This window comes from Diaphorobacter sp. MNS-0 (assembly GCF_019602835.1).
GTDB lineage: Bacteria > Pseudomonadota > Gammaproteobacteria > Burkholderiales > Burkholderiaceae_C > Diaphorobacter > Diaphorobacter nitroreducens.
The window spans coordinates 3,292,008-3,317,757 of record NZ_CP080761.1; the positions used below are offsets into that span (position 1 = coordinate 3,292,008).

Genomic DNA, 25,750 nt, shown 5'->3' on the forward strand with positions numbered 1-25,750 from the left:
TGCGTGCGGCATACATGATGATGGCCGCCCTAAACTGCCCGGGCAGTTGCCAAGACCGATGGGCTTCGTACATCGGCAGCCCCAACAGCGCAGGTTCCTGCAAGCGCTGGCCCGCCAGGGCGGAACCACCCCAGGTATGCCCAGGCTCCGACCGCATACCGGCCCTACCCAGGGCGGAGCCTTCTTCGTCTGTTTGAACTCATCCCTACCGCGCCGCCTAGCGCACTGTCCTTTGCGGCAATTACCTCTGTGCAACGCACAGGGCTCCTGCTGCATTTCTCATCTCACTCACTTCATAGGAGGACTTGTCCACGTTCACATCACTTTCGTCTTGTAGTACCTCCGTCCGGGCTTCCCGCAGGAAGCAAGACGGATGCCTCATTAGAGGCCCTGGTGTCTCCTGAACACCATGCCCTTGTCCTCACGGGATCTCGCTTTGGCGAGTTGGCACCAACACTAACCACTGAATTTCAGGACAACGCAGTACGGCGCTTTGCTTGGAGGCCGGAAGATGGACGACTTGACCTACACCCTGCGGCAGCTTTGCCAGCGCAACCGTGACGGCAGCTACACCACGCAGGCCGACCGGATACGTTCGCTGTCGCTGGCCGCGCGGCAACTGCGCGAAGCCGGTTTCCGGCAGATGAAGGCGTCGTCGCTCAAGGGCAAGCACGTCCAGGCGCTGCTGGACCGCTGGCAAGGCGAAGGCTTGTCGTCCGGCACCATCAAGAATCGGCTCTCTCACCTGCGCTGGTGGGCCGAGAAGATCGGCAAGGCAGGCATCCTGCCAGCGGACAACACGCAGCTTGGCGTGGCCGAGCGCCGTTATGTGACCAACATCAGCAAGGCCCGCGAGCTGGGAAGGGGACTCGATCAGATCACGGATGCCCATGTGCGCATGAGTCTCCAGTTACAGGCCGCCTTTGGTTTGCGTCGGGAGGAAGCGATCAAGTTCCAGCCCAGTTACGCGGATCGGGGTGACCACATCGCCCTCAAGGGATCGTGGACCAAGGGCGGTCGGGAACGAACTGTGCCCATCACCACGACAGAGCAACGCGATGTGCTCCAGGCCGTGCACCGTCTGGTCGGCACAGGGTCATTGATCCCGGCACACAAAACCTTCATCCAGCAGCGGCACATCTACGATGGTCAGTGCAAGGCGGCGGGGCTGAGCAATATGCATGGGCTGCGGCATCAATACGCGCAAAGCCGCTATGAGACTCTGACGGGGTGGCCTGCACCAGCAGCAGGAGGACCACCCGCCAGAGCGCTGAGCGATGCACAGCGCACCCAGGATACCGCAGCACGACAAATCATCAGCCAAGAGCTTGGGCACGAACGGCTGCAAGTTACGGCTGTTTATCTCGGAAGATAAACAGCTTGGCATCCGCTACTTCACCACCTCCATCAGCTTGCCGAAACTGTCCACCACGTCGTACTTGACGTTCTCCGGGGCGTAGCGGCGGTTCATCTCGTCGAAGAACTTGCGGGCACACTTGATCTTGGTCTTTTCGATCTCGCGCAGGTCCATCGAGGACATGGACCCTTTGGTTTCCGCCACGAAATAGATGTGCTTGACCGCGCCTTCCTTGAAGCTGATCGCCCAGTCTGGGTTGTAGTCGCCCACGGGCGTGGGAATCAGGAAGCCGCGCGGCAGCTTGGCATAGACCACCACTTCATTGGCTGTGTCCAGTTCTTTCACGAACTCGCGCTCGATGTTCGAGTCGGTCAGAACATAGTCGTAGATGTGTCGCTGGAGCTTGTCACCGGCCTTGCTGAAGTCCTGTTTGGTCTGCCCGGCGGTGAAAATGTCGAGGTCGAACTTGTCCTCGACGGGATCGTAGGCCAAGTGTTCGATGATGACCGTGGCCTTCTGTTCGTTGATGAGTCGCGTGGCCTCGGCGATGAAACTTTCCGGGTTGGTCTTGAACTGTGCAAAAACCGCGACGTTAATACCCTTGAGGATTTCCGCCACCATGCGGCGAGTCAATTGAGTACCTTCGGCCAGCTTGCCGATCAGGTCGTACTTAACCGCTGAATGGATCGACTGCTTGTTGTATTCGGTCTTTGTCTCGGAAACTTTGAAACCATCTCCACGCTTTAGCGCCTCGCCAGTCACCTGGTCGATCTGTTCGCCGGCCTGGATGGTGTATTGCAGCGGGGTCACGCGCAGGGCCGCGTCCAGCTCCTTGACCGCTTTTTGCACCAGCTCGTCCGAGTCGAAATCGACGCTGTAGGCCGCCTTGCGGTTGATGCGGTTCCACAGCGCCTTGAACTCCTGTTTGTCGAAGTTGGCGTTGAGCGGGTTCTTCTTGGGTTTGCGGTCGTCGCCGATGTCAGGCAATTGGCTGGCACTGAACACACTGTCGATAAGCTGGTACACCTGCGCCGCGTGCGGCTTCAGTTCGTCTGGCAGATCGGCTAGCGTTCCTGCCTTCTTGGCATCGTGATACGCACCCGCGATCCGGTCTGAATCGTCTGTGTAGTCGTTCTTAACCAGATAGCGGTAGATTTGCTTCGCCAGTTGCGGCGTAACCGGCACGTCGCCGGTCGCCGTTTTCAGCACTTTGCCAGTGAAATATTCCTCGTTTGCCACGCGTGGACGTTCCGACAGAGAATCGCTGATGTCCTTCTGCAGCGCGGCCACAAAGTCCTTGAAGCTCTCGCTGGCGACCACGGTCAGCACGTTCACGTCGTGCACGGTTGCCGGATGATCCATCCGGTCGCCTGTCTGGTTGACGGACAGCCGCAAGCCACGCCCCACCTCTTGTCGACGTGTGACCTCGTTGTTGTAGTCGGGATGCTTCAAGAAGCAGATCACGAACACATTCGGGTTGTCCCAGCCTTCACGCAGGGCCGAGTGCGAAAAAATGAAACGCACCGGCTCGGCAAGCGACAACAAGCGCTCCTTGTCCTTCAAGATCAGGTCGTAGGCATCCACATCGTCCGACAGACCTTTGTTTTCACCTGTCTTTGCAATGCTCGGATCAACGTCGCGCTTGCTCTTCTTGTCGACGGAGAAGTATCCGCTGTGGGTCTTGTCCGCCGAAATACCCTTCAGATACTTGACGTAGGCCGTCTCGTCCAGGTCGAGCATCTCGTTCAGGTACTGCGTGTACTCCTCTTCAAAGATGCGAGCGTATTCGCCTTTTTCGTCCGCCTGCGCGTAGTCGCGGTACTTGGCCACCTCGTCGATGAAGAACAGGGTCAGCACCTTCACATCTTGCTGGAACAGCGCCTGTTCCTTGTCGAAGTGCGCCTTGATCGCTTCCCGAATCTGGATGCGGCGCAGCGCAGCCTCGGTCACGTCACCGATGGCGTCGCCGACCGTCAGCTCCACGCCATTGGTAAAGCTCAGGGTGTCGGTGTTGGCGTTGATGTCCGCCACCACGTAGTCGCGGTATTGATCCAATCCACCCGACATCTCGAACAGGTTGTCGCCCTTGCCGAGCTTGCGCACCACGCGCTTGATGTTGCCGCCCGCCAGCTTCTGCTCGAACTCGATGCGCGCCTCGGGTGGCTTCTTGCTCGAAATCTCGATGGATTGCAAGTACAGATAGCCCGCCGTGCCCGCCAGCCCCTTCACCGCGATGCCGCGCACGGCGATCTTCTTCACCAGCTTCTGGTTGTAGGCATCCAGCGCATCCAGCCGGTGAATCTTGTTGTGGGTGGTCTTGTGGGTGGCCGAGTAGCGCAGCACCGCCAACGCCTTGAACTCTTCCAACGATTTCAGAGTGGCCGCACCTTCCATCTTCTGCGGTTCATCCAGAATCAGGATGGGGCGGTTGGCGCTAATGATGTCGATTGGTTTACGTGATTGGAAATCATCCAAGCCGACCATTTCAGTCTCGCCTTTGGCATTCACCCTTGGCGTTCCGTATATGCGGCGAGCGTCTGCCCCTCGTGAGGCGAAAGCCTGCACGTTGATCACCATCACATTGATGCCAGAATCCGACGAGAAGCTCTCCAGGTGGTGCAGTTGCTTGGAGTTGTAGATGAAGAAGCGCGCCTTCTTCTGGTACGTCTCTAGGAAGTGCTCGGCGGTGATATCCAGCGACTTGGCCACGCCCTCGCGGATGGCGATGCTGGGCACCACGATGATGAACTTGCTCCAGCCGTACTGCTTGTTCAGCTCGAAGATGGTCTTGATATAGCAGTAGGTCTTGCCCGTGCCGGTCTCCATCTCGATGTCGAGATTGACCTTGGCCACCTTGGTCTTGACCAAGGCATCCGACAGCGGCAAATTCTGCCCCCGCTGTACGGCGTGGATGTTATCCAGCAAGGTCGATTCCGACAGGGTGAGGTCGGCATTGCGGAAAGCCGCCTCCTGCTCTGCCGCCGCATCCGGCGCGGCCTCCAGCGCCAATGCCCCTTGTGGGTGGGCCGGTGCCGCCTTGCGGGTACCGGGATCAAGGCGATAGCGAATGCCGCCATGATGCGGCACCTGCCCCTTGAAGCAATCCACCACCGCCTGCACGGCGGCGGTCTGGTAGGCCTGGGTCTTGAATTTCAGCTTCATGCGACTCCCCCGCGCATTGCGGAGCGCTGTTCTGGTTTTGCGCTCCACAAGCAGCTCGTGCTGGCTGTCATTTGTGCAAGCACCGCCTGCACAAATACCCAGCGTGGATATTGCTTGGTCTTTATCGTCATTCTTCGCCCGCCTCGCGCAAGGTTTGCTCAATTTCACGCCGCAACTCTTCCCTATCCGGCAAGTAGAGCTGGTATTTCTGCACGAAAAGCTGACTGTTCATCTGATAGGTCGCATACTCGACCAGCAGCTCGTCCTTGTCTCTGCTCAGGATGATGCCAATTGGCGGGTTGTCGTCCGGCTGGTTTTCTTCCTTGGCAAAGTAGCCCAGGTAAAGATTCATCTGCCCGATATCGTGGTGCTGAACATTACCCAGCTTCAAATCAATCAGCACGAAGCAGCGCAAAATGCGGTGATAGAACACCAAATCCACCCGGTAATGAGTGCCACCCAAGGTAATGCGGTACTGCCGACCGACAAAAGTAAAGCCCTTGCCCAGCTCCAGCAAGAATTGCTGCAAATGCTGGCTGAGTGCGGCTTCAAGTTGTGTTTCGGATACCTGCCCAGTCTCAGGAATCTTCAGAAACTCGAACACATAGGGTTCACGCAGCAAATCTTCGGGTTGTGCGACGACCTGCCCTTGTTGCGCCAGTTGCAAAATACCTGCCTTATCCTTGCTGGCCGCCAAGCGCAAGAACAGGGATGAGGCCTTTTGGCGCTTGAGTTCCGCCACCGACCAGCGTTCGGCAATGGTTTGTTGCTCATAGAACCCGCGCTCCAGCGGGTCATCCAGCATCAGAAGCTCCACATAGTGCGACCAGCTCAATAAGTCAGACGGCATCTGACCTATTGGATAACGCAGGTACAGCAGGCGCATGTAGATGAGGTTGCTGCGGCTGAACCCCTTGCCGTGGCGCAGACGCAAATCGGCAGCAAGCCTGGTGATCAGCCCCGCGCCGTACTCGGCCCGGTCTTTGCCGCCTTGCTCGAACTCCACAATGTGTTGCCCCACCTGCCAGTAGGTATTCACCAACTGGGTATTGACCGCTTGCAGCGCCGCAGCACGGCCTGCCGTATAGGTGCGGGAAATGTGCTCCAGCAAATCCTGATAGTTTCTGCCGGGTGTGAGCCTTGTCATAGCCGCACCTCAGATGCTCTTCACTTCGGTGGATGGCGACAAGAGCTTGAAGATCTGCTCCACGTTGATCTTGACGGCACTGTCCTTGAAGCCCGCATCGCGGAACACCACACGCAGCGGTTTGTGCGTGGCCAGTTCCTTTACGAAGGCTTCATCCACGCCGCCATGCGCATCGAAGCAGGCGGCCAGCGCATCGCCATCGACGAAGAACACGTCCTTGCCCTGGATGGCCTTCTTTTCGATGGGAAGGGCGAGGTCAACGCCCCAGTCCAGCATCACCTGGAACAGCAGGTCTTCCGCCGTGCGGTCGGGCTTGATGTTGTCCACGAACAGGTCGAGGTTGGCCTTGTCTAGCGCATCAGGTGCGTAGTAGACGTCGGCCATGTTCGAGGTGTCGATCTTGAGGCTCCGAAATCCGACGTCCACTTTTGCGTCTGAGCTTCTGAATTGATCGCCAACGCGTCGGATTCTCTCTCTGGCAATATCTGCAATGGTTGAGAATCCTGCATTTGCGGCAGCACTTTCTGGTGGGCACACTTCTGGCAACTGCACGAGGATGAATCTCGTATTCGTACTGCAGGTCGCATTTCGAGCCAGAATTGCATGTGCGGTTGTGCCAGAACCAGAAAAAAAGTCGAGAACAATCTCATCGTCATCATCATCTGAAAGGCACTGAGATGCTAAGGATTTGATGAGTTGCGTAGACTTTGGATGTGGGAAAAGCTTCGCATTTAATATGTCTTGAAGCTCCCGTGTTGCCTGCGTGTTGGACGGCGCGATCAATGAGTTTGAAACCTTGTTATCCGCCCTTGAAACCATCCAGGTCGACACAGGAACTGTGTCAAATTTTGCCTCGTTCTTGAAGCGCTTCAACATGGGGCGCCCGGATGCATCAGCGGGAAATATTACTTTGCCTTCGGAGATTTTCTCTGCCATAGTCTTCCGGCTGTAGGGCCAATAGCGGCCTTGAGGCGGCAAGAATTCATTTCCCGTAACGGGATCTTTTATGGGGTAATAAACATCGCCGCCTGCTTTTCCGGCGCTCAGATTGTCAGCTTTCCAGGGGCCGCGCGGATCGTTGTCAGGGTTGGTGTAGCCCGCATAGGTTCGCCCTATACCTGCGAGTCTTCCCTTGTTTTTTCCGTAGCAAAGGACATATTCATGATCCACGCTTGTATTATCCACTGAATCCATTGCACCACTGCGGCGCTTCCAAACAAAGTTGCAGTAGAAATTCTGAGCACCAAAAATCTCATCGCAGAGCAGCTTAAGGCTTGCCGCCTCGGAGTCGTCGATAGAAATGAAGATGACACCATCGTCACGCAGCAAATGCCGTGCCAATCGAAGGCGCGGCAGCATCATACTCAGCCAATCCGAATGGAACCGACCATTCGCTGAAGTATTTGCACTAAGCCTATTGCCTTCATCATCTTTTTGATTGGATGAGCGTAGATATTCTTCGGTCTCTTGAGCGAAATCATCTTCATAAATGAAGTCGCTGCCAGTGTTGTACGGCGGATCGATGTAAATCATTTTTATCCGCCCGAGATAAGTCTCCTGCAGCATTTTCAATGCATCAAGGTTGTCGCCTTCGATAAACAAATTTCTCGTTGTGTCGAAGTCTATGCTTTCCTCTCGGACAGGCCGTAGCGTCTTGGCTATTGGTGCATTCGCGGTCAGCACCGCCTCGCGCTTACCGGGCCAATTTAAATGATATCGCTCCTGCATTCCGTCCACGATAACGGGAGAAAGCTCTTGCCGTAACTTCTCAAAATCAACTAATTTTCTTAGATTGCCTGCATCGTCGCGTGCTTCTGTCACGCAATGAGGGAACATCTCCCGGATGCGGGCAATATTCTCTTCCACGATGCTTGGCGAGTGCATTTTTAGGGTATCCATAAGACCGGCTCTCTAATTTGATGGACGTATTCTAGTTCTGCCCCAGTCTATAGCCCGCGCAAATCAACGCCCAGAAAAAATCTTTGTTGTTTACTCGATATTTCCATTCTTCTCTGTATAAGCGTTCGGCTTGCTCCACGTGAATATCGATCTTCCTGAACTCATCAGTGAGATCTATATCGCAATTGAAGTAGATGCGGTATTCGGCGCCCCACTTATTGGGCTGTTGTTGATAGTGTGGGCCTGTGACCGGGCGTATCTTTGTCGCTTCAAAATAGTCCGCCTCAAATTTATCCGCTTGATCAGGATTGACTTCGACTTCAAGCAGCACATGCCTAGCATTTTTTTTGAAGAATTTAATATCCATAAATTGTCCTCTTTGATGAATACAAATCTGGTTTATGTGCGGACACGCAACGGTGGAACCCTGGCATCCAATCGTGCCTTGATCTGGGTATAGAGTTGAGCTAGGAGGTTCTCCTTGTCACGCAGGCTGACCAAAAGCGAATAGCTTTCTTCGCTGTCACACAGATTTTCACCCCACGGGAAGTCATTGCGCGTGACCACCACAAACAGCTTTTTGGTTCGTAGAGCCGAATCTTTCTGGAACTGTATGAACCGCCAGAAATCGGCTTGAACCGTCCCTTTGCTGCGGGCCACCTGCCCAATGCTGGCGCCAGCCAGCTCCTTGATGCTCTGGTAATCTTCCTTTCTGGTCGCCTTGTTGAACATGGTCGTGACGTGTTCAAGGTCACGCGCAGCGACCAGCCTGAAGTCAATACGTGTAGCGCGGTACTTGATGCGTGTTGAGCGCACAGGCGGCGTATAGGCCAGCGCGACGGCGATTTCCCGTAGGCGTTTTTTGCCACCGCTGGTGAATTCCGGCGGAACCGGTATTTCGTAGAAGTGGTGCCGCTTGTTTTCGATCTTGCCATCCGTAATCAGCGTCACGGCGTTTTCCAGCGAGCGATGTAGTGCGGTTTCATCCACCTGCCCATAACCACACGCACATTTAAGCGCCTTATGCTCATCCAGCAGTTGTTGACTGGCCTGCGGCAATACAGCGTTCAGACAGAGTTGAGCGCGCACGAAATTGGCTGTGGCATCCGGATGCTCATGCAGTACGGATGCGGCCAGATGCGCCACTTGAGGTGCGGCCATGCTGGTGCCGACATCGACCATAAAAGGGTGGCCACTTGCAAATTGATGACTGGTCGATACCACACCCAGCCCGGCAGTCCTGTCCAGCAGTGCGTAATTGGCGCGCGTGTTGATTGCCCAATTCCCGCCATAGGCCATTAGCTCGGGCTTGATGGCTCCATCGACAGAATGGCCGCTACGAGTGAATGGTGATGGCTGGTCCGGCTGTGCAACCGGTAGTTCCGCAGGATCCGCAGAATGGTACTGGCTGTTGAAGGTTTGGTTGTGGCGCGCCAGACTACCAACTGTCAGCGCATTCAATGCCGGTGCGGGTTCGATGAGCCGCCAATCGTCACTCGAAAGATAGGTAGGGTACTGATCACGCCATTCCAAACCGTCGGGAGAGCGCTCATTGATTCGATGATTGCCAGAGGACACCACAAACAGCACACCCAGTTCCCGAGAGAGGGTATCCAACGTCACCGACAAGCCTTTCAGGTGTCCGCCCAAGTAGGGCTTGTTGGCATCTCCGAAAGAAAGGTTGAACACTTTGCAATCGTGATCTCTTACGAAGTAGCGAACGGCTTCTTCTATCTGGTTCTCTACAAAGCCCGTGCTGTTCTCATTGTGTTTGTCGAGAATCCGGCCGCTGTACAAGCGCAAGGTGGGCACAAAAGTGCCGGCACGCAGGTGTTTTTCAAAGTCGCCGTAAAGAGCCAAACCGGCAACATGTGTGCCGTGCCCATTTTCATCGTGCGGGCCTTCGCCCGGCAAGAAGCTCTTGGCCTCGCCGACAGCGGCTTTCAGCAGAGGATGGCCATCGGCAATGCCACTATCGAGCACCACCACGCCCGGCGCTTGCACTGAAGGAGCCTGGATATCAGGAATCTTCTGAATATCCTGAAAGACGACCGAGCGCTCCAGCGCAAAGTTGGGCGGCAAGTCAATGGATCGCACATCCCGATGCTGAAGCAGCATGCCAGCCTGTGCGGCTGTGCAGCGCACGCGATAAAGCGTCAGCTCTGGCTTCTTGATCTGATCCAGCTTCTCGATATGTTGTTCTGCCAGCCAGCCTTCAAATGCTTGCCAGGCTTGCTGCCTCGCCTGATGACTGTCTTCCAGCGGCCATAGCTCAACATCCAGCATGAACTCATCCCGATCAGGGAAGCCTTGCTGCTTCAGTGCCCAGCCTTTTCGATTTTCAGAACTCCAGCCATCCACGCTTTGCAGGGCATAGATCACTTCTTTATTGGTAACCTGCTCACCCGCAGCCATACTGGAAAGCCGAGCTTCAAACTGCGCCAATGCGGCATTGGTGGCGAAGCCGATGACGATGGTTTCGTCTTCCTGGCTGACGAATTCGATTTCGGTGGAAATCTTTCTCAGATCATCCGGGTTGAATCCTTTCTGCACCGTAAAGCGGAAAAGCTTGCGCTCATCAAAGCCACCTACATCTTCACTGGCTTCTTCTTGTGCATGAACCAGTTTGGTCAACAGCCCACGCCCATGGCCACGAACATCCGCTGGCGGTGGTGGAGACATAGCACGTCCAGCTCGCTTTTCATTGACTGGTGCTTCTCGTTGTATGTTCAGGTGCGGAAAGTTCTCCTCCATGACGACTTAGCTCCCTTGTATGCGCGCCCTGCGGGCATCTTCACGACGAATGGCGGATTGCAGATGCCGCTCACTGAGAAATTCTTTTCCAGTCAGCACCATGTCTTTGGCTGCCCGACGCAGAACGCGCTCCACATCGGCATGACTCATGCCTTTGAACAGGCTCGTGATGCGGGCATCTTCAATCTCGAATTCACGGCGTAATCCACGCAGCTTGATGGTCAACAGCCGTCGCAACTGCTCCAGATTGGGCGATTCAAAGACCAATACCTCATCAAACCGGCGCCAGATGGCGGCATCGAGAATACGCTCGTGGTTGGTGGCGGCAACCAGGATGCTTTTACCTTCATAGGCATCCAGCATTTGCAGGAAGGCATTCACCACGCGCTTCAATTCGCCATGCTCGGCAGTATCGGCACGCTCCTTGGCCAACGCATCGAACTCGTCGAACAATACAACCATCGGCACGGTGGCTATAAAGTCAAAGACCTGTCTCAGATTGGCTGCTGTTTCCCCGAGAAGGGAAGACACCACACTATCAATGCGGACAATTGCCAGCGGCAAGCCCAGCTCACTGGCCAGCACCTCTGCCGTTAATGTTTTTCCGCATCCGGGTGGACCGCAAAATAACAGGCGATCTACGGGATACAAACCATAGCTTTGCAGCGCTTCCGCTCGATGGTGTTCTTGCAGCAACTCATTCAGCAAGGACGCATTTTCATCCGACAAGACGATGTCTTCCATGCGCCGGACTGCCTCCTTGATCTGTAAGAGAGGCAGGTTGCGCTCTTTATCTTTAGGTATGCGATCAATCAGCAGCGAGTTGGCTGCCCCACCAGCGTTACGGCGGCCATAGAGAATTCTCTCCAGGTCGTTCGCCAGCAAATGGTGATTCTTAGCGCGCTCCTCCTGAATCAACTCTTCGGAAACACGTTTGAAGGCATCCTGATTACCTTCGGTTCCGGTTTTAATAAGTTGTCTAAGCAACTTGGCTGTGGCCATGATCTTTCTCCTTTCTCAGAACCGTACTTGTCTTGTCAGAAGCATGGCTCTCAATTCTTGGTTACTTTAACCCGTTCAGCTCGGTTCTCAGCTTCCGCAGTTCGGCATTGATTGCCACCTTGCGGTTGAACTGTTTTTCCTTGGCCAGCCGCGCCGTGGTCTTATCCAGTTCGCGCTGCTTGGCTTGTGCCTGTTCGACACGCGCCACCAGCTCGGCCAGTGTTTCCCGTGGCCGCGCTAACAGCGGGATCAAGCGGTGCAGCAATTGCTCGTACAGGCCGCCCAGATGCAAGGCCACGGGCATCACAGTGCGTTCGCTATCCATTGGCAGCCAGTCCGATGCAAAGTAGTCCGAGAGCACCCAACGGCTGGCGTCGGCTTCGTTCGGGCGCTTGTAGGCGGCGACAACCTGCGTTCTGCCGTCGAAAGTCAGTTCGAACACAATGGGGAACGGGATGGCCCCGTCGATGCAGCGCAGCACATCGGCGTGCAGTTCCGGCGTTTTGAGCTGGATGCTGAAAACCTGAATCTCCGGCACGCCAAGGCGCGCAGGCAGGTTGATCGTCTCCGGGGCGAGCTTGTACTGCCAGACGATCTGCTCGACCTGCTCGACGAACAGTTCCTTCAGCCGGGTGTTGGCCCCGCTGTGCTCATAGATTTTATTCTTGGGCAGAACGCGTCCGAAAGCAGCTTGTTTGGGGTAGGCGATCAGCGCTGGTTTTTGTGTGGTCGCTCCTTGACTCATCCAGCCTCCTGAATCACGAGGAAGCTGATGAGTTCGAAGTCGTCCAGGCCCGAGATGGTGTTAGTCAGCGCCGTGGTCTTGCCACCGCTGAACAGGCTGTCCAAATCCTTTTCTTCCTTTACCTCGATCATCGAACGGATGGACTTGCCCAACAGGTCGGAGTACGGCTGCATCCGGCGGCCATCCGCCGTTTCCTGATTGAAGCGCTGGCACACGTCCACAATGGGCTTGTCCTGTCCTTTGCAGCAGGTGCGTACAAGATCAAGCAGGCGCTTGACCTCGGTATGGTCGTGGATGACCTCGCCCTCGCGGTTGATGTAGACGAGGTAGTAGGGGTGCAGGCGGTTGTGCTGGTTGAGGTTGATCCCGCCCGCCTCTGAAGAAAGAGCGCGATTGCGCAGCGTGAAGATCACCCCAGGATGCAGCCCCATCTCAGATTTGGCGGGCACCACGGCGTGCATACCGTTGGGTGCATTGTTCAGTTCGCCGTGGGCTTTGACGTAGTTGAGCAAGTCCATGCGGAAGTCGTTCAGGCCCAGATCGGTGATGGAGACACCGGTCTTCAAATCCTCCAGCTCGATGACTTCTTCCTGCAAGCGGCGCAGTTGTTCCTTGCGGTACGACACGTCGTTGGCCTGCGCAGACAGCACGTTGTCGTCGCCGGTGGCGGTAACGTCGGCGATCATCATCCGACTCTCGACGCGCTCCTTGAGGTTGATGTACTCGTCGAGCGAGATGTCGGGCCAGTAGTTGACAAGCTGGATGCTGGTGTTGGGCGAGCCGATACGATCCACCCGACCAAAGCGCTGGATGATCCGCACCGGGTTCCAGTGGATGTCGTAGTTGATCAGGTAGTCGCAGTCCTGCAGGTTCTGGCCTTCGGAAATGCAGTCGGTGCCGATCAGCAGATCGACTTCGTGCGGCTCGTCCGGCAGCACTACAGCCTTCTCTTTCGAGCGAGGGGAGAACAGGGTGAGCAGTTCCTGGAAGTCGTAGCTGCGCTTGTGTGTGCCGCTCTTGAGGGTGGACTGTGGTGCGCCCTTGCCGGTGACCTTGGCGGTATGGATGGCGTGCCTGGCCAGCAGCTCCGGCGCAAGATTGGCGTACAGGTAATCGGCGGTGTCGGCAAATGCGGTGAAGATCAGCACCTTCTTGTTGCCGGGGTTGATGGGGTTGTCGATCTTGCCGAGCAGTTGCGCCTTGAGGTGCTGCAACTTGGCGTCGTCCTGCGGGGTGATCTTGTTCATCGAGGCCAGCAGAGCGTCGATAACCTGCAAGTCAACCTTGAGTTCGTGCTCCCAGGATGGCAAGTCCATGTCGGCGAGGCTGATCTTGATCTTGCCGCCGATTTCACTGCCTTCGCCACCGGGCATCGGCAGGTCGTCGTCCTCGGCATCCAGCCCTTCCAGCACTTCCGTGAGATCACCCACCGTCGCCGCACCACCGGATTGGTTGAACGCGGCGATCTTTGCGAGGGTGGCTTCGTTGTTGGCCCGCAGCGATTGCAGCGTTAGCCGGAACGACTGCACCGAACTTTCAAGCCGTTTGAGCAGGTTGACCGTCATCAGGGCCTGCAGGCTCTTTTCGCGGTCGGCTTGGCGCAGCGTGCCCTTGCCGCCGACCTTGGTGTCGTAGATCTCCTCGTACTTCTTCAGACGGCTTGGCAGGATGTAGCTGATGGGCGCATACACGGCCAGCTTGAGCAGGGAGAGTTGCTCGAAAATTTCGTTGAAGCCCAACACGTCCGACCGCTCGGTCAACGGGCAGTGAAACGACAGCGGTTTGCGGCGTTCCGGAAATTGACCGTTGTCACTGGTGTCGTAGAAGGTCTGAATGTGCTTGCGCGAGCGTGCGATGGTGACGCTGTCGAGCAGCTCGAAGAAGTCGAAGTCCAGTGAGTCGAGGATCGCACGCGCGGTACGTTCTTCCGGTGGGAGCTTCGACCACGCATTGAAGGCTGCTTGTGCGCCTCTGAAAATTTCCTCAACGCTTCTGTCCGTGCGCAGTTTTTTTGTGAGGTTTTCGGAGTCGCCTTCGTAGGCCAGGGCCAGTTGGTTGCGCAAGTCGGTAAAGCGGTTGTTGACTGGCGTGGCCGACAACATCAGTACCTTGGTCTTGACCCCTTCCTGGATCACCTTGCGCATCAGCTTCTGGTAGCGGGTTTCCTTATCCTTGTAGGCGTCGTTGTTGCGAAAGTTGTGCGATTCGTCGATGACGACGAGGTCGTAGTTGCCCCAGTTGATCCGGTTCAGCGGCGTACCGAAGGACTCGCCGCTGGTGCGGGACAGATCCGTGTGGCAGAGGACGTCGTAGTTGAACCGGTCGCGGCCGAAGATGTTGGTCTTGAGGTTGCGGTTGTAGTTGAGCCAGTTGTCGGCCAGCTTCTTGGGGCACAACACCAAGACGGACTTGTTGCGCAGTTCGTAATACTTGACCACGGCCAGCGCGGTGAAGGTCTTGCCAAGGCCGACGCTGTCGGCAAGGATGCAGCCGCTGTAGGTCTCCAGCTTGTTGATGATGCCGGTGACTGCGTCCTTCTGGTAGTTGAAGAGCTTGTTCCAGATCAGCGTGTCCTGATAGCCGGTGCGGTCGTTGGGCAGAACGTCTTCGTCGATATCGTCGAGGAACTCGTTGAAGATGTTGTAGAGCACCAGGAAATAGATGCTCTCGGGCGCGTTTTCCTGATAGACCGAGGCGATGTGATCGCAGATTTGGGCCGTGACGTCTTCCAGCTTTTCCGGGTCGTTCCAGATTTGATCGAACAGGCTCAGGTAGGTGGCCGTGAAACTGGGTTCGTCCATCTTGTTGACCAAGTTGGACACGGCATTGCCCTGTTGGTAGCCCAGATCGACGGCGGTAAAGCCATGTAGCGGCATATAAGCCGTGTCAGTGCCGCCTGACTGCACGCAGGCGAACTGCTGCATCGGCGCTTTGCTGCGATTGCTTCTGAATTTGGCCTTGCGTCGTAGCCAGTCGGCGCATTCACGGGCAACCGCCCTCTGGGTGAGTTGGTTGCGCAATTGGATTTCAAACTCGCTGCCGTAGAGGCTGCGCTCCCGCTCCAGCTTGGGGATGTGGAACTCGCGGCGTTCCTTGCGGATCTTGTCTGTGACTTCGTCGGCCACAAAGGTGGGAGAGGTGAAGATAAAGTCCAGTTCATCGATCTTTTCCAGTTCGGACTTCAAGGCCTCGTAGGCATACATTGAAAAGCACGAGGCTGCGATCTTCAGGCGCGCGCCGGTCCTGAGAGTCTGCTTAAGATCGTCGCCTAGCAAGCGGCTGATGTTGTCGATCAGTTCCATCGTGCTCCTCTTACGCTCGCTTGATCCATTTCGCCCCTCGCCCCTTGCCGGTCGATTCGATCAATCCCTCTGACTTCATCGCCCGCAGCACCAACCGCACCATATCCCGGCTCACGCCTGGGCAGGCTTCTTCAACCTCGGAAATCGAAAACGGCAGACTGCGACCCAAGACGTCTGCGCGTACCCGGTCGCCCTTGCTGCCACGGCCTCGCTCGATGGTCCCGACACGCTCCTCGAACTCACGATAGGCCCGTAGCAAGGCACCCCAGAAGTAGTCGAGCCAGGGCTTGACGTCGTGCTGCCCCTGGTGCCAACCCAGCGAGCTGGCTTCCAGCGTTTCGTAATAGCCTTCCTTGGTATCTTCGAAGATGCGTTCCAAACTGATGTAGCGACCCACGGCATAGTCGAAGTGGTAGAGCAGCAGCAGGGTCAGCAAGCGGGACATGCGACCGTTGCCGTCCGGGAAAGGGTGGATGCACAGGAAGTCGAGCATCGCCAGCGGCACCAGTACCAACGGGTCGGCCAGGTGCTGATCCAGCGCGGTGGCGTAGCGCCCGGACAGATCGCCCATGACCATCGGCGTCAGGTGCGCTGCGACTGGCTGGAAGCGCAGACGCGAAGTGCCGTCCGGGTGACGCTCGATGATGTCATTGTTGGTAGCCTTCCAGCGCCCGCCCGCCTGCGGCATATAGCGGTACAGCAGGGTGTGCAGTTGCAGCACTACGCCCTCACTGAAGGGCATGTGCGCGGCCGATTCGTGGATCAGCTCCAGGGCGTCACGGTAGCCGGCGATCTCCTGTTCGGAACGGCTCTTTGGCGTTGCGTTGCGGATGACCAGAGACTTCAACCGCGAGGGTGCGACGACAACGCCTTCCAGTCGGTTGGATGACTCGGTGGACTCCACCACCGCGATCTGGCGCAGGCCCTTGAGGGCTTCGGGCGACTGCGCGGCGTAGAGTTGCTGCTTGCCCTGGTACTCGCCCAGTGTGCGCAACGTGGCGGCCTGGGTGCCATCGAAGCGAAGCGCGGCAAGGTACTCGGGTGTGAGCGAGTGCATGTAAATGTAAGCCCAGGCTGTCTAAATGGGGGTAATCATAGCCATTAAATGGGGCATTGTCTCTAAAAATACCTCATTAAATGTGTTTGATTACCCCATTTCCTGAACGTAGGCCCGATCGCGAGGGGCCGGCATGGCCGATCAGGAAGGAAATGCCTAAAAAGGGCAATAATTTCACAATTACCCTATTTTCCCCATTGCTTACCCCATTTCCAGGCCCAACTCAGGGCAAAGGCAAACGGCAAGGGAACGGCACTCAAGGGCAACAGGCCTATCCAGAAAAGGAAAAGGCCGCTCTGCCCACTCGCTGCTGCGATACCCGGCCAAACCGTCTCTATGCTGTGCCGCTGCCCTCCGCAGCACCCAGATAGTCCGCCCAGTCCTGCAACAGCGTCCTTCTCTGATCCAGCAGCAGCGCCTTGTTGTACGTCGCCCGGACCTTGTTGCTTTCCGCGTGGGCAAGCTGCCGCTCAATTGCATCAGGCCGGTACCCGTTCTCATTGGCCCAGGTCGAAAAGGTCGTCCGCCAGCAATGCGGCGTTGTGCCCCGGCCCAGGTTCATGTCGCGCATGGCGTAGGTCAGCCGATTGGGCGTGGTGAAGCCCTTGCCGCTCCGGTGTGGGAACAGATAGCGGCCACCGCCCGTGATGCACTGCAAATCCTTCAGCACGGCAATAGCCTGCACAGACAACGGGCTGACATGGTCACGCCGCGCCTTCATCTTCGCCGCAGGCCGACGCCACAGCGCATCCTCAAAGTCGAACTCGTCCCACTCGGCATCCGCCGCTTCCCCTGGACGGCAGGCGGTCAGAGCAATCAACCGCAGACACAAAGAGGTTTCCGGATAACCCCGGTAGCCGCGCAACTCCTGATAGAACTTCTGGATTTGCTCTCGCGTCATCGCCGCCTTGCTCTCGCTGAACGGCACGCGCAGCAGCCCGCGAAGACTGGGAATTGGATTGGCCTCTACCAGGCCACGCACCACCGCAAACTCGAAGATCGCCGAAAGATCACCTTTGACGTGAATGGCCGCCCATGCGCCATGGGCCTTGCACTCTTCCAACAGCGGACGAATCTGCTTCACGCCGATATCGCTCATCGGCATCCCGTCAAACTTCGGCGACAGGTACTTCCTGATGCGGGACTCTTTCGTGCGGTAGGAGCTGAGCGCAAAGACTGGCTTGATCTCGGCCAAGTACGCCTGTGCCACCTTGGCGAACGAGCTTTCCTTTGCGCGCTTGCGTTCCTCCAGCGCTTCAAGGTTGCGCTGCTTGACCTGCTGCCGTTCATGGGCAGGATGAATGCCTTGCTTGACCAAGGCGCGGGCCTTCTCTCGAACCGCTCGCGCCTCTGCAAGACTTACTTGAGGAAAGCCGCCAATGGCAAAGAGGTTCTCCTTGCCTTGCATCCGGTACTTCCACCGCCAGAGCTTGCCGCCGGTGGGCTTGACCAGCAGGAACAGGCCCCCGCCGTCTGAAAGTTTCCAGTCTCGATCAGTTGGTTTGGCTGCCTTGACCTTGGCATCAGTGAGTAGATTCTCGGGCATCGTTGGACTCCACTGCGGGGAGATGTACCCCCACGGTTGAACACGGGTACCCCCAACGCTACCCCCGATTTTTTCAGACCTCGATGAACAATAGGAACGCTCAGCAGACCGTATTGTTTATGTAACCCATTGATTTGAAACGGGCCAATCTGTCCGCCAAGCGCTACTGAACGCCACCGAGATCCAGCAAAAATCGTCAGACGTTGAACAGGAAGTTCATCACGTCGCCGTCCTTGACGACGTATTCCTTGCCTTCGGCGCGCATCTTGCCCGCGTCCTTGGCGCCCTGCTCGCCCTTGTACTGGATGAAATCCTCGAACGCGATGGTCTGCGCGCGGATGAAGCCGCGCTCGAAGTCGCCGTGGATCACGCCGGCCGCCTGCGGCGCGGTGTCGCCCACGTGGATGGTCCAGGCGCGCACTTCCTTCACGCCGGCCGTGAAGTAGGTCTGCAGGCCGAGCAGCTTGAAGCCCGCGCGGATCAGGCGGTTCAGGCCCGGCTCCTCCAGCCCCATTTCCTGCAGGAACATGTCGCGGTCCTCGTCGCCCATCTCGGCCATCTCGGCTTCGATCTTGGCGCAGATGGCGACCACGGGCGCGCCCTGGGCCTCGGCATAGGCCTTGAGCTTGTCCAGCAGGGGGTTGTTCTCGAAGCCGTCCTCGGCCACGTTGCCCACGAACATCGCCGGCTTGGCGGTGATCAGGCAGAACTGCTTGAGCAGCGGCGCGTCTTCCTTGGACACGGGCACGGTGCGCGCCGGCTTGCCCTCATCCAGCGCAGCCTGGATGGGCGTGAGCAGTTGCACCAGCTTGGCGGCTTCCTTGTCGTTGCCGCTCTTGGCCGCCTTGCTGTAGCGCTGCAGGGCCTTCTCGACGGTGGCCAGGTCGGCCAGGCACAGCTCGGTCTGGATGACCTCGATGTCGGCGATGGGGTCCACGCGGCCGGCCACGTGGATCACGTTCGGGTCCTCGAAGCAACGCACCACGTTGACGATGGCATCGGTCTCGCGGATGTGCGCCAAGAACTGGTTGCCCAGGCCTTCGCCCTTGGAGGCACCGGCCACCAGGCCCGCGATGTCCACGAACTCGACGATGGCGGGCACGATGCGCTCGGGATTGATGATCTCTGCCAGCTGCTGCAGGCGCGGATCGGGCACCTCCACCACGCCAGTGTTGGGCTCGATGGTGCAAAAAGGGTAGTTCTCGGCGGCAATGCCGGCCTTGGTGAGGGCGTTAAAGAGGGTGGACTTGCCGACGTTGGGCAGGCCCACGATGCCGCATTTCAGGCTCATGGCAGGGCTTTCGTAGGTTCGGGAGACAAACCCGCCATTTTACGGGAGGGGTATGAAGCGAAGCGCGCGCGCCAATGCCCCGCAGGCGCTCCCCTCGCCGGGCTCCCCCCGCAGGGCCCCCTCAGTCGAACCGCAGGTTGGCCGCCACGGGCTGGCCCACGCGCAGCACCGTGCCCGTGCCCTCGCGCACGATGGCATTCATGGCGAAGGTGATCGCGCCGTCCATGCGCGGGTCCTGGCGGTAACGGCGCAGGGCCGTGCTGACGGCCGGGGTGCTCTCGGCCGTGGCGGGGTCGATGTTGGGGATGGGGCAGCGCGTGCACGGCTTGACGAGCTGCAGCCGCACCTCGCCTTCGCCCGTGCCGATGAACAGCTCGTCGATGCGGTCTTCGTCGTGCGCCTCGACCCCGGCAATCACCAGGTTGGGCCGAAAGCGCTCCATGCCCACCGCCCCCTCGCCCGCGGCCAGCAGCCGCTCGTTGAGGCCGTCCAGCGACCCCTGGCTCGCCACCAGCAGCGGAAAGCCGTCCGCGAACTGGGTGGGCGCCTCGATGCCGCCGGTCCACCGCAGACTGGACAGCCGGCGGTGCTCCGGGTCAAACCGCACCAGCCGGCAGCGCAGCCCCAAAAAGTCCGAAAACCACTGCGCGGCCAGGTCGCCCATGTCCCAGGCGGGCACGGTGTCGTCCCACACCTGCACGGTGGCCGGCTGCTCCACCCGGTCCAGCGCCACATGCAGCGCCAGCATGCCGGGCGCGCGCAGCACCAGGTCGTCGCTGCGCAACTGCGGGCGAATCAGCGCCATGCGCGGCAGCGTGCGCTGCGACAGGAACACGCCCTGCGCGTCGACCACCATCCAGGCGCGGTCCAGGTCCAGCCCGGTATCGGTCAGCAGAGCCTGCTGCACCTCGATGCCCGCGCAGGACTTCACGGGATGGATGAACAGCCGGGCCACGGTACCGGTCAAATCATGGTCTGCACGAAAGCTCACGCTGCTGCTCCTGTCGCTGGCGATGGATGAGGGGATTGGCCCGCGATTGTGCCGCCGCCCCACCCGGCGCAGGGGCGTAGCGCGGCTCCTACAATCCCGGGATGGCGCAGACATTTGACGTATGTATCCGCGGCGCGGGCGTGGTGGGCCGCACCTTGGCACTCTTGCTGGCGCGCGACCGCCTGCGCGTGGCGCTGGTGGGCCCGCCGGAGGGCGCCCCCTCCGACGGCGACGTGCGCGCCTACGCGCTCAACGCCGCCTCGCGCGCGCTGCTGGAATCCGTGCGCGGCTGGCCCGACGCGCAGCATGCGACGGCCGTGCTGCAGATGCAGGTGCACGCCGACCAGGACGGCCAGGTGCGCTTTGATGCGGCCCAGCAGGGCCACGACGCGCTGGCCTGGATCGTGGACGTGCCCGCGCTGGAGGCGCGCCTGGCAGATGCCGTGCGCTTTCAGCCGCTGGTGGAGCCGGTCGCCGCGCCCGTGGACGCCGCGCTCACCGTGGTGTGCGAAGGCCGCGCCAGCCGCACGCGCGCCGAGTTCGGTGCCGAATTCGACATCACCCCCTACGCCCAGCACGCGATCGCCACGCGGCTGGTGTGCGAGCGGCCCCACGGCCAGGTGGCGCGCCAGTGGTTCTTGCCCGACGGCAGCATCCTCGCCTTCTTGCCGCTGGACGGCGCCCAGGGGCGCGCCGTGGCCGTGGTGTGGTCGGTGCCGCAGGAGCAGGCTCCGCACTGGCTGCAGGCCGACGAGGGCAGCTTCACCCAGCGCCTGCGCGAAGCCAGCCGCGATGCGCTGGGCGCTTTGCAGCTCGCGGGCCCGCGCGCCAGCTGGCCGCTGCAGCAGGCCCAGGCGCGCCGCTGGTGCGGCGCCCTGCCCGGCCAGCCCGCCCTGGGTGCGCGCCGCAGCTGGGCACTGGCCGGCGACGCCGCACACAACGTGCACCCCCTGGCCGGCCAGGGCCTGAACCTGGGCCTGGGCGACGCGCGCACGCTGGCGCGTGTGCTGCACGAGCGCGCGGCCTGGCGCAGCGTGGGCGATCTGCGCCTGCTGCGCAGCTACGAGCGCGAACGCAAGGCCGCGCTGCTGCCGATGGGCATGGCCATGGACGGCCTGCAGCAACTCTTCACCCGGCGCGAGGGCGCGCTGGCCGCGCTGCGCAACTGGGGCATGAAGGGCTTCGAGCGCAGCGGCCCGCTCAAGGCCTGGGTGGCGCGCCAGGCCATGGGCGCTGACTGATACGACGAGCCCCTTTTTCTGAGTAGAACGGAAACCAACGCAATGAAACTCCTCCCCACCTTGCTGGCCGCCACTGCCCTGTGCCTGGGCCTGAACGCATCGGCACAGGACGCAGCGATCCGCAAGGCGCTGGCCGAGCGCATCCCGCAGCTGCAGCAGATCGACGAAGTGCGCTCCACGCCCATGAAGGGGCTGTACGAGGTGCGCATCGGCACCGACCTGTTCTACACCGACGCCCAGGGCAACTACCTGATCCAGGGCGAGCTGATCGACACCAAGGCGCGGCGCAACCTCACCGAGGACCGCATCAACAAGCTGACGGCGGTGGACTTCAAGGCCCTGCCGCTGCAGGACGCCTTCACCCTGGTGCGCGGCAACGGCGAGCGCAAGCTGGCGGTGTTCGAGGACCCGAACTGCGGCTACTGCAAGCGCTTCGAGAAGGACATGCAGAACGTGGACAACGTGACGGTGTACCTGTTCCTCTACCCCATCCTCAGCCCGGACTCGGCCGAGAAGTCGCGCAACATCTGGTGCGCCAAGGACCGCGCGGCCGCGTGGGACGACCACATGCTGCGCGACAAGACGCCCGCAGCGGCCAGCTGCGACACGGCAGCGCTGCAGCGCAACCTGGCGTTCGGGCGCAAGCACAAGATCACCGGCACGCCCACGCTGATCTTTGCGGACGGCTCGCGCGTGCCCGGCGCCATCGGCGCGCAGGACGTGGAAAAGCGCCTGGCCGCTGCCGGGAAGTAAGGCGCCACTGCCGCCCACCGCGCATCCTTCATCGCATGCGCTGCAAATATGAGAGCTGCTAGCGCTTGCTCACTGAGGACTTTCAATACATTTCATATTGAAACCCTTGTGTAGTAAGCGCAAGCAGCTATTTTTTTTGACATCACCCCTCTCGCTGCATTCCGCCATGTCTTTTGCCGCCAGCACCGCCGCCGTCCACTACCGCATCGACCCCTCGCAGACCCACGCCCACCTGTACCGCGTCACGCTCACCGTGGCGGTGCCGGCGGCGCAGCAGGAGCTGTCGCTGCCGGTGTGGATTCCGGGCAGCTACCTGGTGCGCGAGTTCTCCAAGAACCTGCAGTCGCTGCAGGCGCAGCAGGGCGGCGCCCCCGTGCCCCTGCAGCAGCTGGACAAGCACCGCTGGCGCGCGCAGTGCACGGCGGGCACGCCGCTGGTGCTGAATTACGAGGTGGCCGCCTACGACACCTCGGTGCGCACCGCCTGGCTGGACGCCACGCGGGGCTTCTTCAACGGCACCAGCCTGTGCCTGCGCGTGCACGGGCAAGAGGAGGCGCCGCACACGCTGGAGGTCGCGTGCCCGCCCGCGCTGGCCGGCTGGTCGCTGGCCACGGGGCTGGAGCCGGTGGAGGTCGCCCCGTCCGGCTTCGGGCTGTACCGCGCACGCAACTATGACGAACTGGTCGACTGCCCCGTGGAGATGGGCCCGTTCTGGAGCGCCCAGTTCACCGCCTGCGGCGTGACGCACCAGCTGGTGGTGGCCGGCGCCGCGCCGTCGTTGGATGGCGAGCGCCTGCTGCGCGACGTGCAACGCATCTGCGAGGAGGCCATCCGCTTTTGGCATGGCGCGCAGCAGCCGCCGTTCACACGCTATGTGTTCCTGCTCAACGTGGTGCACGACGGCTACGGCGGGCTGGAACACGGCAACTCCACCGCCCTCATCTGCGGCCGGCGCGACCTGCCGCGCGTGGGCGAGGCCGCCACGCCCGAGGGCTACACCACCCTGCTCGGCCTCATCAGCCATGAGTACTTCCACACCTGGAACGTCAAGCGCCTGCGCCCCGCCGAATTCGCGCGCTACGACTACACGCGCGAGAACTACACCGAGCTGCTGTGGTTTTTCGAAGGCTTCACCAGCTATTACGACGACCTGCTGCTGCGCCGCGCGGGCCTGGTGGACCACGCCACCTACCTGCGTCTGTTGACCAAGAACATCAACCAGATGCTGCAGACGCCGGGCCGCCAGGTGCAGTCGGTGGCGCAGGCCAGCTTCGACGCCTGGGTCAAGTACTACCGCCAGGATGAGAACACGCCCAACAGCACCGTGAGCTACTACACCAAGGGCGCGCTGGTGGGCCTGTGCCTGGACCTCGCGCTGCGCCGCGAAGGCCGCACCACGCTGGACGACGTGATGCGCGCGTTGTGGCAGCGCACGGGCGGCGGCCCCATGGCCGAGGCCGACCTGCTGGCCGTTTTGCAGGAGTTGTCGGGGCGCGACTGGTCCGGCGAGATCGGGCAGTGGGCGCACGGCACGGCGGAGCTGCCGCTGGCCGAGCTGCTGGCCGCCCATGGCATCCGGCTGCAGGCGGAGCCCGCGCAGATCGCCCAGCGCCTGGGCCTGCGCGTGAACGAGAACCACGGCGTGCACATCAAGACCGTGCTGCGCGGCGGTGCGGCAGAGGCGGCCGGCTTCATGGCCGGCGACGAATGGCTGGCGCTGGAAACGCCGGGCCAGGCCTGGCGCCTGCACAAGTTGGACGATGTGCCGCTGTACGCCGCCAGCGCCACCCAGATCACGGCCCTGGTGGCGCGCGACCAGCGTCTGATGCGCCTGGCGCTCACTCTGCCAGGCGCCGGCGCGGCCTCTGACACGGTGCGCCTGGACGTGCAGGACGCCGCCGCGGCCCAGCGCTGGCTGGGGCCGGCCCAGCCGGGTCCTCAGGCATGAAGGCTTGGGTATATTCCCGGCATCCCACCCACTACAAACAGGAGATCACCTTGGCCTACGAATGCATCGAAGTCCGCACCGAAGCGGACAAGGTCGGCATCATCACGCTCGCCCGTCCCAAGCAGCTCAACGCGCTCAACGACCAGCTCATGACCGAGCTGGGCGAGGCCCTCAAGGCGTTCGACGCCGACGAGAAGATCGGCTGCATCATCCTGACGGGCAGCGAGAAGGCCTTCGCCGCGGGCGCCGACATCGGCGCCATGGCCAAGTACAGCTTTGCCGATGCCTACAAGGGTGACTACATCACGCGCAACTGGGAGCAGATCCGCAGCATCCGCAAGCCCGTCATCGCGGCGGTGAGCGGCTACGCCTTGGGCGGCGGCTGCGAGCTGGCGATGATGTGCGACTTCATCATCGCGGCCGACAATGCCAAGTTCGGACAGCCCGAAATCAAGCTGGGCGTGATCCCCGGCGCCGGCGGCACGCAGCGCCTGCCGCGCGCCGTGGGCAAGGCCAAGGCCATGGACATGGCCCTCACCGGCCGCATGATGGACGCCACGGAAGCCGAGCGCTCCGGCCTCGTCAGCCGCGTGGTGCCGCTGGACAAGCTGATGGAAGAAGCCCTGGGCGCGGCCCTCGTCATCAGCGGTTTCTCGCAGATCGCCGTGATGGCCGCCAAGGAATCGGTGAACCGCGCGTTCGAAGGGACTTTGAGCGATGGCGTGATGTTCGAGCGCCGCCTGTTCCATGCGCTGTTCGCCACCCAGGACCAGAAGGAAGGCATGGACGCCTTCGTGAACAAGCGCGCAGCAGTCTTCACGCACCAATAAATTTTTGTTCTATAATTCGCGGCTTCGGTGGTATAGCTCAGTTGGTTAGAGCGCAGCATTCATAATGCTGATGTCCCAGGTTCAAGTCCCGGTACCACCACCAGATACAACCCGCAGCGCCCCAGGTGCTGCGGGTTTTTCTTTAGCCGCGTGGCGGGCCGGCGCCTGCCACTAGAATTTTCGTTTCAGCCCCTGGATGTACACCATGAATCGCTGCAACACCCGCACCTTCGCGTCCACCCGCACCCGCGGCGCCTGGCTGGCGTCCCTCGCATGCCTGGCACTGCTGGGCGGCACCGCGCCCACGGCCGCCAGGGCCCAGGCGGTGGCGGCCACCGGCCTTGCTCGCACCTTCCCCGCCAATGCGCTGCGCGGCACGCTGAACTTCCAAGACCGCACGACGGCCCTGCTCAACGGCAATGCCATCCAGGTGGCGCCGGGCATGCGCCTGTTCAGCCCGCAGAACGCGCTGGTCATGACCCACACCGTGCAGGGCAAGCCCCTGAAGGTGAACTACGTGACCGAGGCCAGCACGGGCATGCTGCTCACCGCCTGGATCCTCACGCCCGCCGAGGCCGCCTTGCCCCGCAAGGGCAGCGACACGGAAACCAACGTGCGTTTCGAGTGGGACACCAAGCCCGCCGCGCTGCGCTGACACACCCGCGCTGATCCACCGCGCTGAAGCCCGGCGCGCGTTCGCGTTTCGCCGGCCCCGCTGGCCAGCC

General features: G+C 60.2%; 18 protein-coding genes and 1 tRNA gene. 7 read left to right on the forward strand and 12 right to left on the reverse strand.

Features of this window, described 5'->3' with window-relative positions; all coding sequences use genetic code 11:
- Positions 1 to 511 precede the first annotated feature (511 nt).
- Positions 512 to 1,375 carry a phage integrase N-terminal domain-containing protein gene (locus K2L43_RS15710; RefSeq protein ID WP_220637944.1) on the forward strand — a complete coding sequence of 288 codons (864 nt, stop codon included), beginning with the start codon at positions 512 to 514 and terminating at the stop codon, positions 1,373 to 1,375.
- 15 nt (positions 1,376 to 1,390) lie between these two features.
- Here K2L43_RS15710 and K2L43_RS15715 read toward each other — a convergent pair whose 3' ends face one another.
- The 12 genes from K2L43_RS15715 to K2L43_RS15770 form a co-directional block, all read right to left on the reverse strand.
- Positions 1,391 to 4,519, reverse strand: coding sequence for a type III restriction-modification system endonuclease (locus K2L43_RS15715; protein WP_220637945.1), 3,129 nt, complete (start codon positions 4,517 to 4,519; stop codon positions 1,391 to 1,393).
- Between the two features lie 127 nt (positions 4,520 to 4,646).
- Positions 4,647 to 5,666 carry a YhcG family protein gene (locus K2L43_RS15720; RefSeq protein ID WP_220637946.1) on the reverse strand — a complete coding sequence of 340 codons (1,020 nt, stop codon included), beginning with the start codon at positions 5,664 to 5,666 and terminating at the stop codon, positions 4,647 to 4,649.
- Between the two features lie 9 nt (positions 5,667 to 5,675).
- A complete protein-coding gene (locus K2L43_RS15725; RefSeq protein ID WP_220637947.1) occupies positions 5,676 to 7,565 on the reverse strand; it encodes a site-specific DNA-methyltransferase in 1,890 nt (629 codons plus the stop codon).
- Between the two features lie 31 nt (positions 7,566 to 7,596).
- Positions 7,597 to 7,932, reverse strand: coding sequence for a hypothetical protein (locus tag K2L43_RS15730; RefSeq protein WP_220637948.1), 336 nt, complete (start codon positions 7,930 to 7,932; stop codon positions 7,597 to 7,599).
- A gap of 32 nt (positions 7,933 to 7,964) precedes the next feature.
- Positions 7,965 to 10,319 carry a S8 family peptidase gene (locus K2L43_RS15735; protein ID WP_220637949.1) on the reverse strand — a complete coding sequence of 785 codons (2,355 nt, stop codon included), beginning with the start codon at positions 10,317 to 10,319 and terminating at the stop codon, positions 7,965 to 7,967.
- Positions 10,320 to 10,325: 6 nt separating this feature from the next.
- The gene (locus K2L43_RS15740) at positions 10,326 to 11,321 is read right to left on the reverse strand and encodes an AAA family ATPase (RefSeq protein ID WP_220637950.1); all 996 of its coding nucleotides are present in this window, start codon (positions 11,319 to 11,321) and stop codon (positions 10,326 to 10,328) included.
- A gap of 61 nt (positions 11,322 to 11,382) precedes the next feature.
- The gene (locus K2L43_RS15745) at positions 11,383 to 12,066 is read right to left on the reverse strand and encodes a DUF4391 domain-containing protein (RefSeq protein WP_220637951.1); all 684 of its coding nucleotides are present in this window, start codon (positions 12,064 to 12,066) and stop codon (positions 11,383 to 11,385) included.
- A complete protein-coding gene (locus K2L43_RS15750; RefSeq protein WP_220637952.1) occupies positions 12,063 to 15,368 on the reverse strand; it encodes an SNF2-related protein in 3,306 nt (1,101 codons plus the stop codon). The genes K2L43_RS15745 and K2L43_RS15750 overlap by 4 nt, the downstream gene beginning before the upstream one ends.
- A gap of 10 nt (positions 15,369 to 15,378) precedes the next feature.
- Positions 15,379 to 16,425 (reverse strand): Fic family protein, encoded by a 1,047-nt coding sequence (locus K2L43_RS15755; protein ID WP_220637953.1) that lies wholly within the window; start codon positions 16,423 to 16,425, stop codon positions 15,379 to 15,381.
- A gap of 334 nt (positions 16,426 to 16,759) precedes the next feature.
- Entirely contained in the window at positions 16,760 to 17,971 is a 1,212-nt protein-coding gene (locus K2L43_RS15760) for an integrase arm-type DNA-binding domain-containing protein (protein WP_220637954.1), read from the reverse strand.
- Positions 17,972 to 18,167: 196 nt separating this feature from the next.
- Positions 18,168 to 19,262 carry a redox-regulated ATPase YchF gene (gene ychF / locus K2L43_RS15765; protein ID WP_011806713.1) on the reverse strand — a complete coding sequence of 365 codons (1,095 nt, stop codon included), beginning with the start codon at positions 19,260 to 19,262 and terminating at the stop codon, positions 18,168 to 18,170.
- Between the two features lie 121 nt (positions 19,263 to 19,383).
- A complete protein-coding gene (locus tag K2L43_RS15770) occupies positions 19,384 to 20,253 on the reverse strand; it encodes an MOSC domain-containing protein (RefSeq protein ID WP_011806714.1) in 870 nt (289 codons plus the stop codon).
- Positions 20,254 to 20,354: 101 nt separating this feature from the next.
- Here K2L43_RS15770 and K2L43_RS15775 point away from each other — a divergent pair, with 101 nt between their 5' ends.
- The 6 genes from K2L43_RS15775 (at position 20,355) to K2L43_RS15800 (ending at position 25,680) form a co-directional block, all read left to right on the forward strand.
- A complete protein-coding gene (locus tag K2L43_RS15775; protein ID WP_220637955.1) occupies positions 20,355 to 21,494 on the forward strand; it encodes an FAD-dependent monooxygenase in 1,140 nt (379 codons plus the stop codon).
- A gap of 42 nt (positions 21,495 to 21,536) precedes the next feature.
- Entirely contained in the window at positions 21,537 to 22,247 is a 711-nt protein-coding gene (locus K2L43_RS15780) for a DsbC family protein (RefSeq protein ID WP_011806716.1), read from the forward strand.
- 166 nt (positions 22,248 to 22,413) lie between these two features.
- The gene (locus K2L43_RS15785) at positions 22,414 to 24,195 is read left to right on the forward strand and encodes a M61 family metallopeptidase (protein ID WP_220637956.1); all 1,782 of its coding nucleotides are present in this window, start codon (positions 22,414 to 22,416) and stop codon (positions 24,193 to 24,195) included.
- Positions 24,196 to 24,245: 50 nt separating this feature from the next.
- Positions 24,246 to 25,025, forward strand: a complete 780-nt coding sequence (locus tag K2L43_RS15790) for an enoyl-CoA hydratase (protein ID WP_015914224.1) — start codon at positions 24,246 to 24,248, stop codon at positions 25,023 to 25,025.
- 26 nt (positions 25,026 to 25,051) lie between these two features.
- Positions 25,052 to 25,128: transfer RNA gene (locus K2L43_RS15795), tRNA-Met, on the forward strand.
- A gap of 102 nt (positions 25,129 to 25,230) precedes the next feature.
- Positions 25,231 to 25,680 (forward strand): hypothetical protein, encoded by a 450-nt coding sequence (locus K2L43_RS15800; RefSeq protein WP_220637957.1) that lies wholly within the window; start codon positions 25,231 to 25,233, stop codon positions 25,678 to 25,680.
- The last annotated feature ends 70 nt before the right edge of the window (positions 25,681 to 25,750 follow it).

Bases quoted from the DNA above. Each gene is read 5' to 3' on its own strand.
- K2L43_RS15710 (WP_220637944.1), top strand. From the start codon at position 512: ATGGACGACTTGACCTACACCCTGCGGCAGCTTTGCCAGCGCAACCGT.
- K2L43_RS15715 (WP_220637945.1), bottom strand. From the start codon at position 4,519: ATGAAGCTGAAATTCAAGACCCAGGCCTACCAGACCGCCGCCGTGCAG.
- K2L43_RS15720 (WP_220637946.1), bottom strand. From the start codon at position 5,666: ATGACAAGGCTCACACCCGGCAGAAACTATCAGGATTTGCTGGAGCAC.
- K2L43_RS15725 (WP_220637947.1), bottom strand. From the start codon at position 7,565: ATGGATACCCTAAAAATGCACTCGCCAAGCATCGTGGAAGAGAATATT.
- K2L43_RS15730 (WP_220637948.1), bottom strand. From the start codon at position 7,932: ATGGATATTAAATTCTTCAAAAAAAATGCTAGGCATGTGCTGCTTGAA.
- K2L43_RS15735 (WP_220637949.1), bottom strand. From the start codon at position 10,319: ATGGAGGAGAACTTTCCGCACCTGAACATACAACGAGAAGCACCAGTC.
- K2L43_RS15740 (WP_220637950.1), bottom strand. From the start codon at position 11,321: ATGGCCACAGCCAAGTTGCTTAGACAACTTATTAAAACCGGAACCGAA.
- K2L43_RS15745 (WP_220637951.1), bottom strand. From the start codon at position 12,066: ATGAGTCAAGGAGCGACCACACAAAAACCAGCGCTGATCGCCTACCCC.
- K2L43_RS15750 (WP_220637952.1), bottom strand. From the start codon at position 15,368: ATGGAACTGATCGACAACATCAGCCGCTTGCTAGGCGACGATCTTAAG.
- K2L43_RS15755 (WP_220637953.1), bottom strand. From the start codon at position 16,425: ATGCACTCGCTCACACCCGAGTACCTTGCCGCGCTTCGCTTCGATGGC.
- K2L43_RS15760 (WP_220637954.1), bottom strand. From the start codon at position 17,971: ATGCCCGAGAATCTACTCACTGATGCCAAGGTCAAGGCAGCCAAACCA.
- ychF (WP_011806713.1), bottom strand. From the start codon at position 19,262: ATGAGCCTGAAATGCGGCATCGTGGGCCTGCCCAACGTCGGCAAGTCC.
- K2L43_RS15775 (WP_220637955.1), top strand. From the start codon at position 20,355: ATGGCGCAGACATTTGACGTATGTATCCGCGGCGCGGGCGTGGTGGGC.
- K2L43_RS15780 (WP_011806716.1), top strand. From the start codon at position 21,537: ATGAAACTCCTCCCCACCTTGCTGGCCGCCACTGCCCTGTGCCTGGGC.
- K2L43_RS15785 (WP_220637956.1), top strand. From the start codon at position 22,414: ATGTCTTTTGCCGCCAGCACCGCCGCCGTCCACTACCGCATCGACCCC.
- K2L43_RS15800 (WP_220637957.1), top strand. From the start codon at position 25,231: ATGAATCGCTGCAACACCCGCACCTTCGCGTCCACCCGCACCCGCGGC.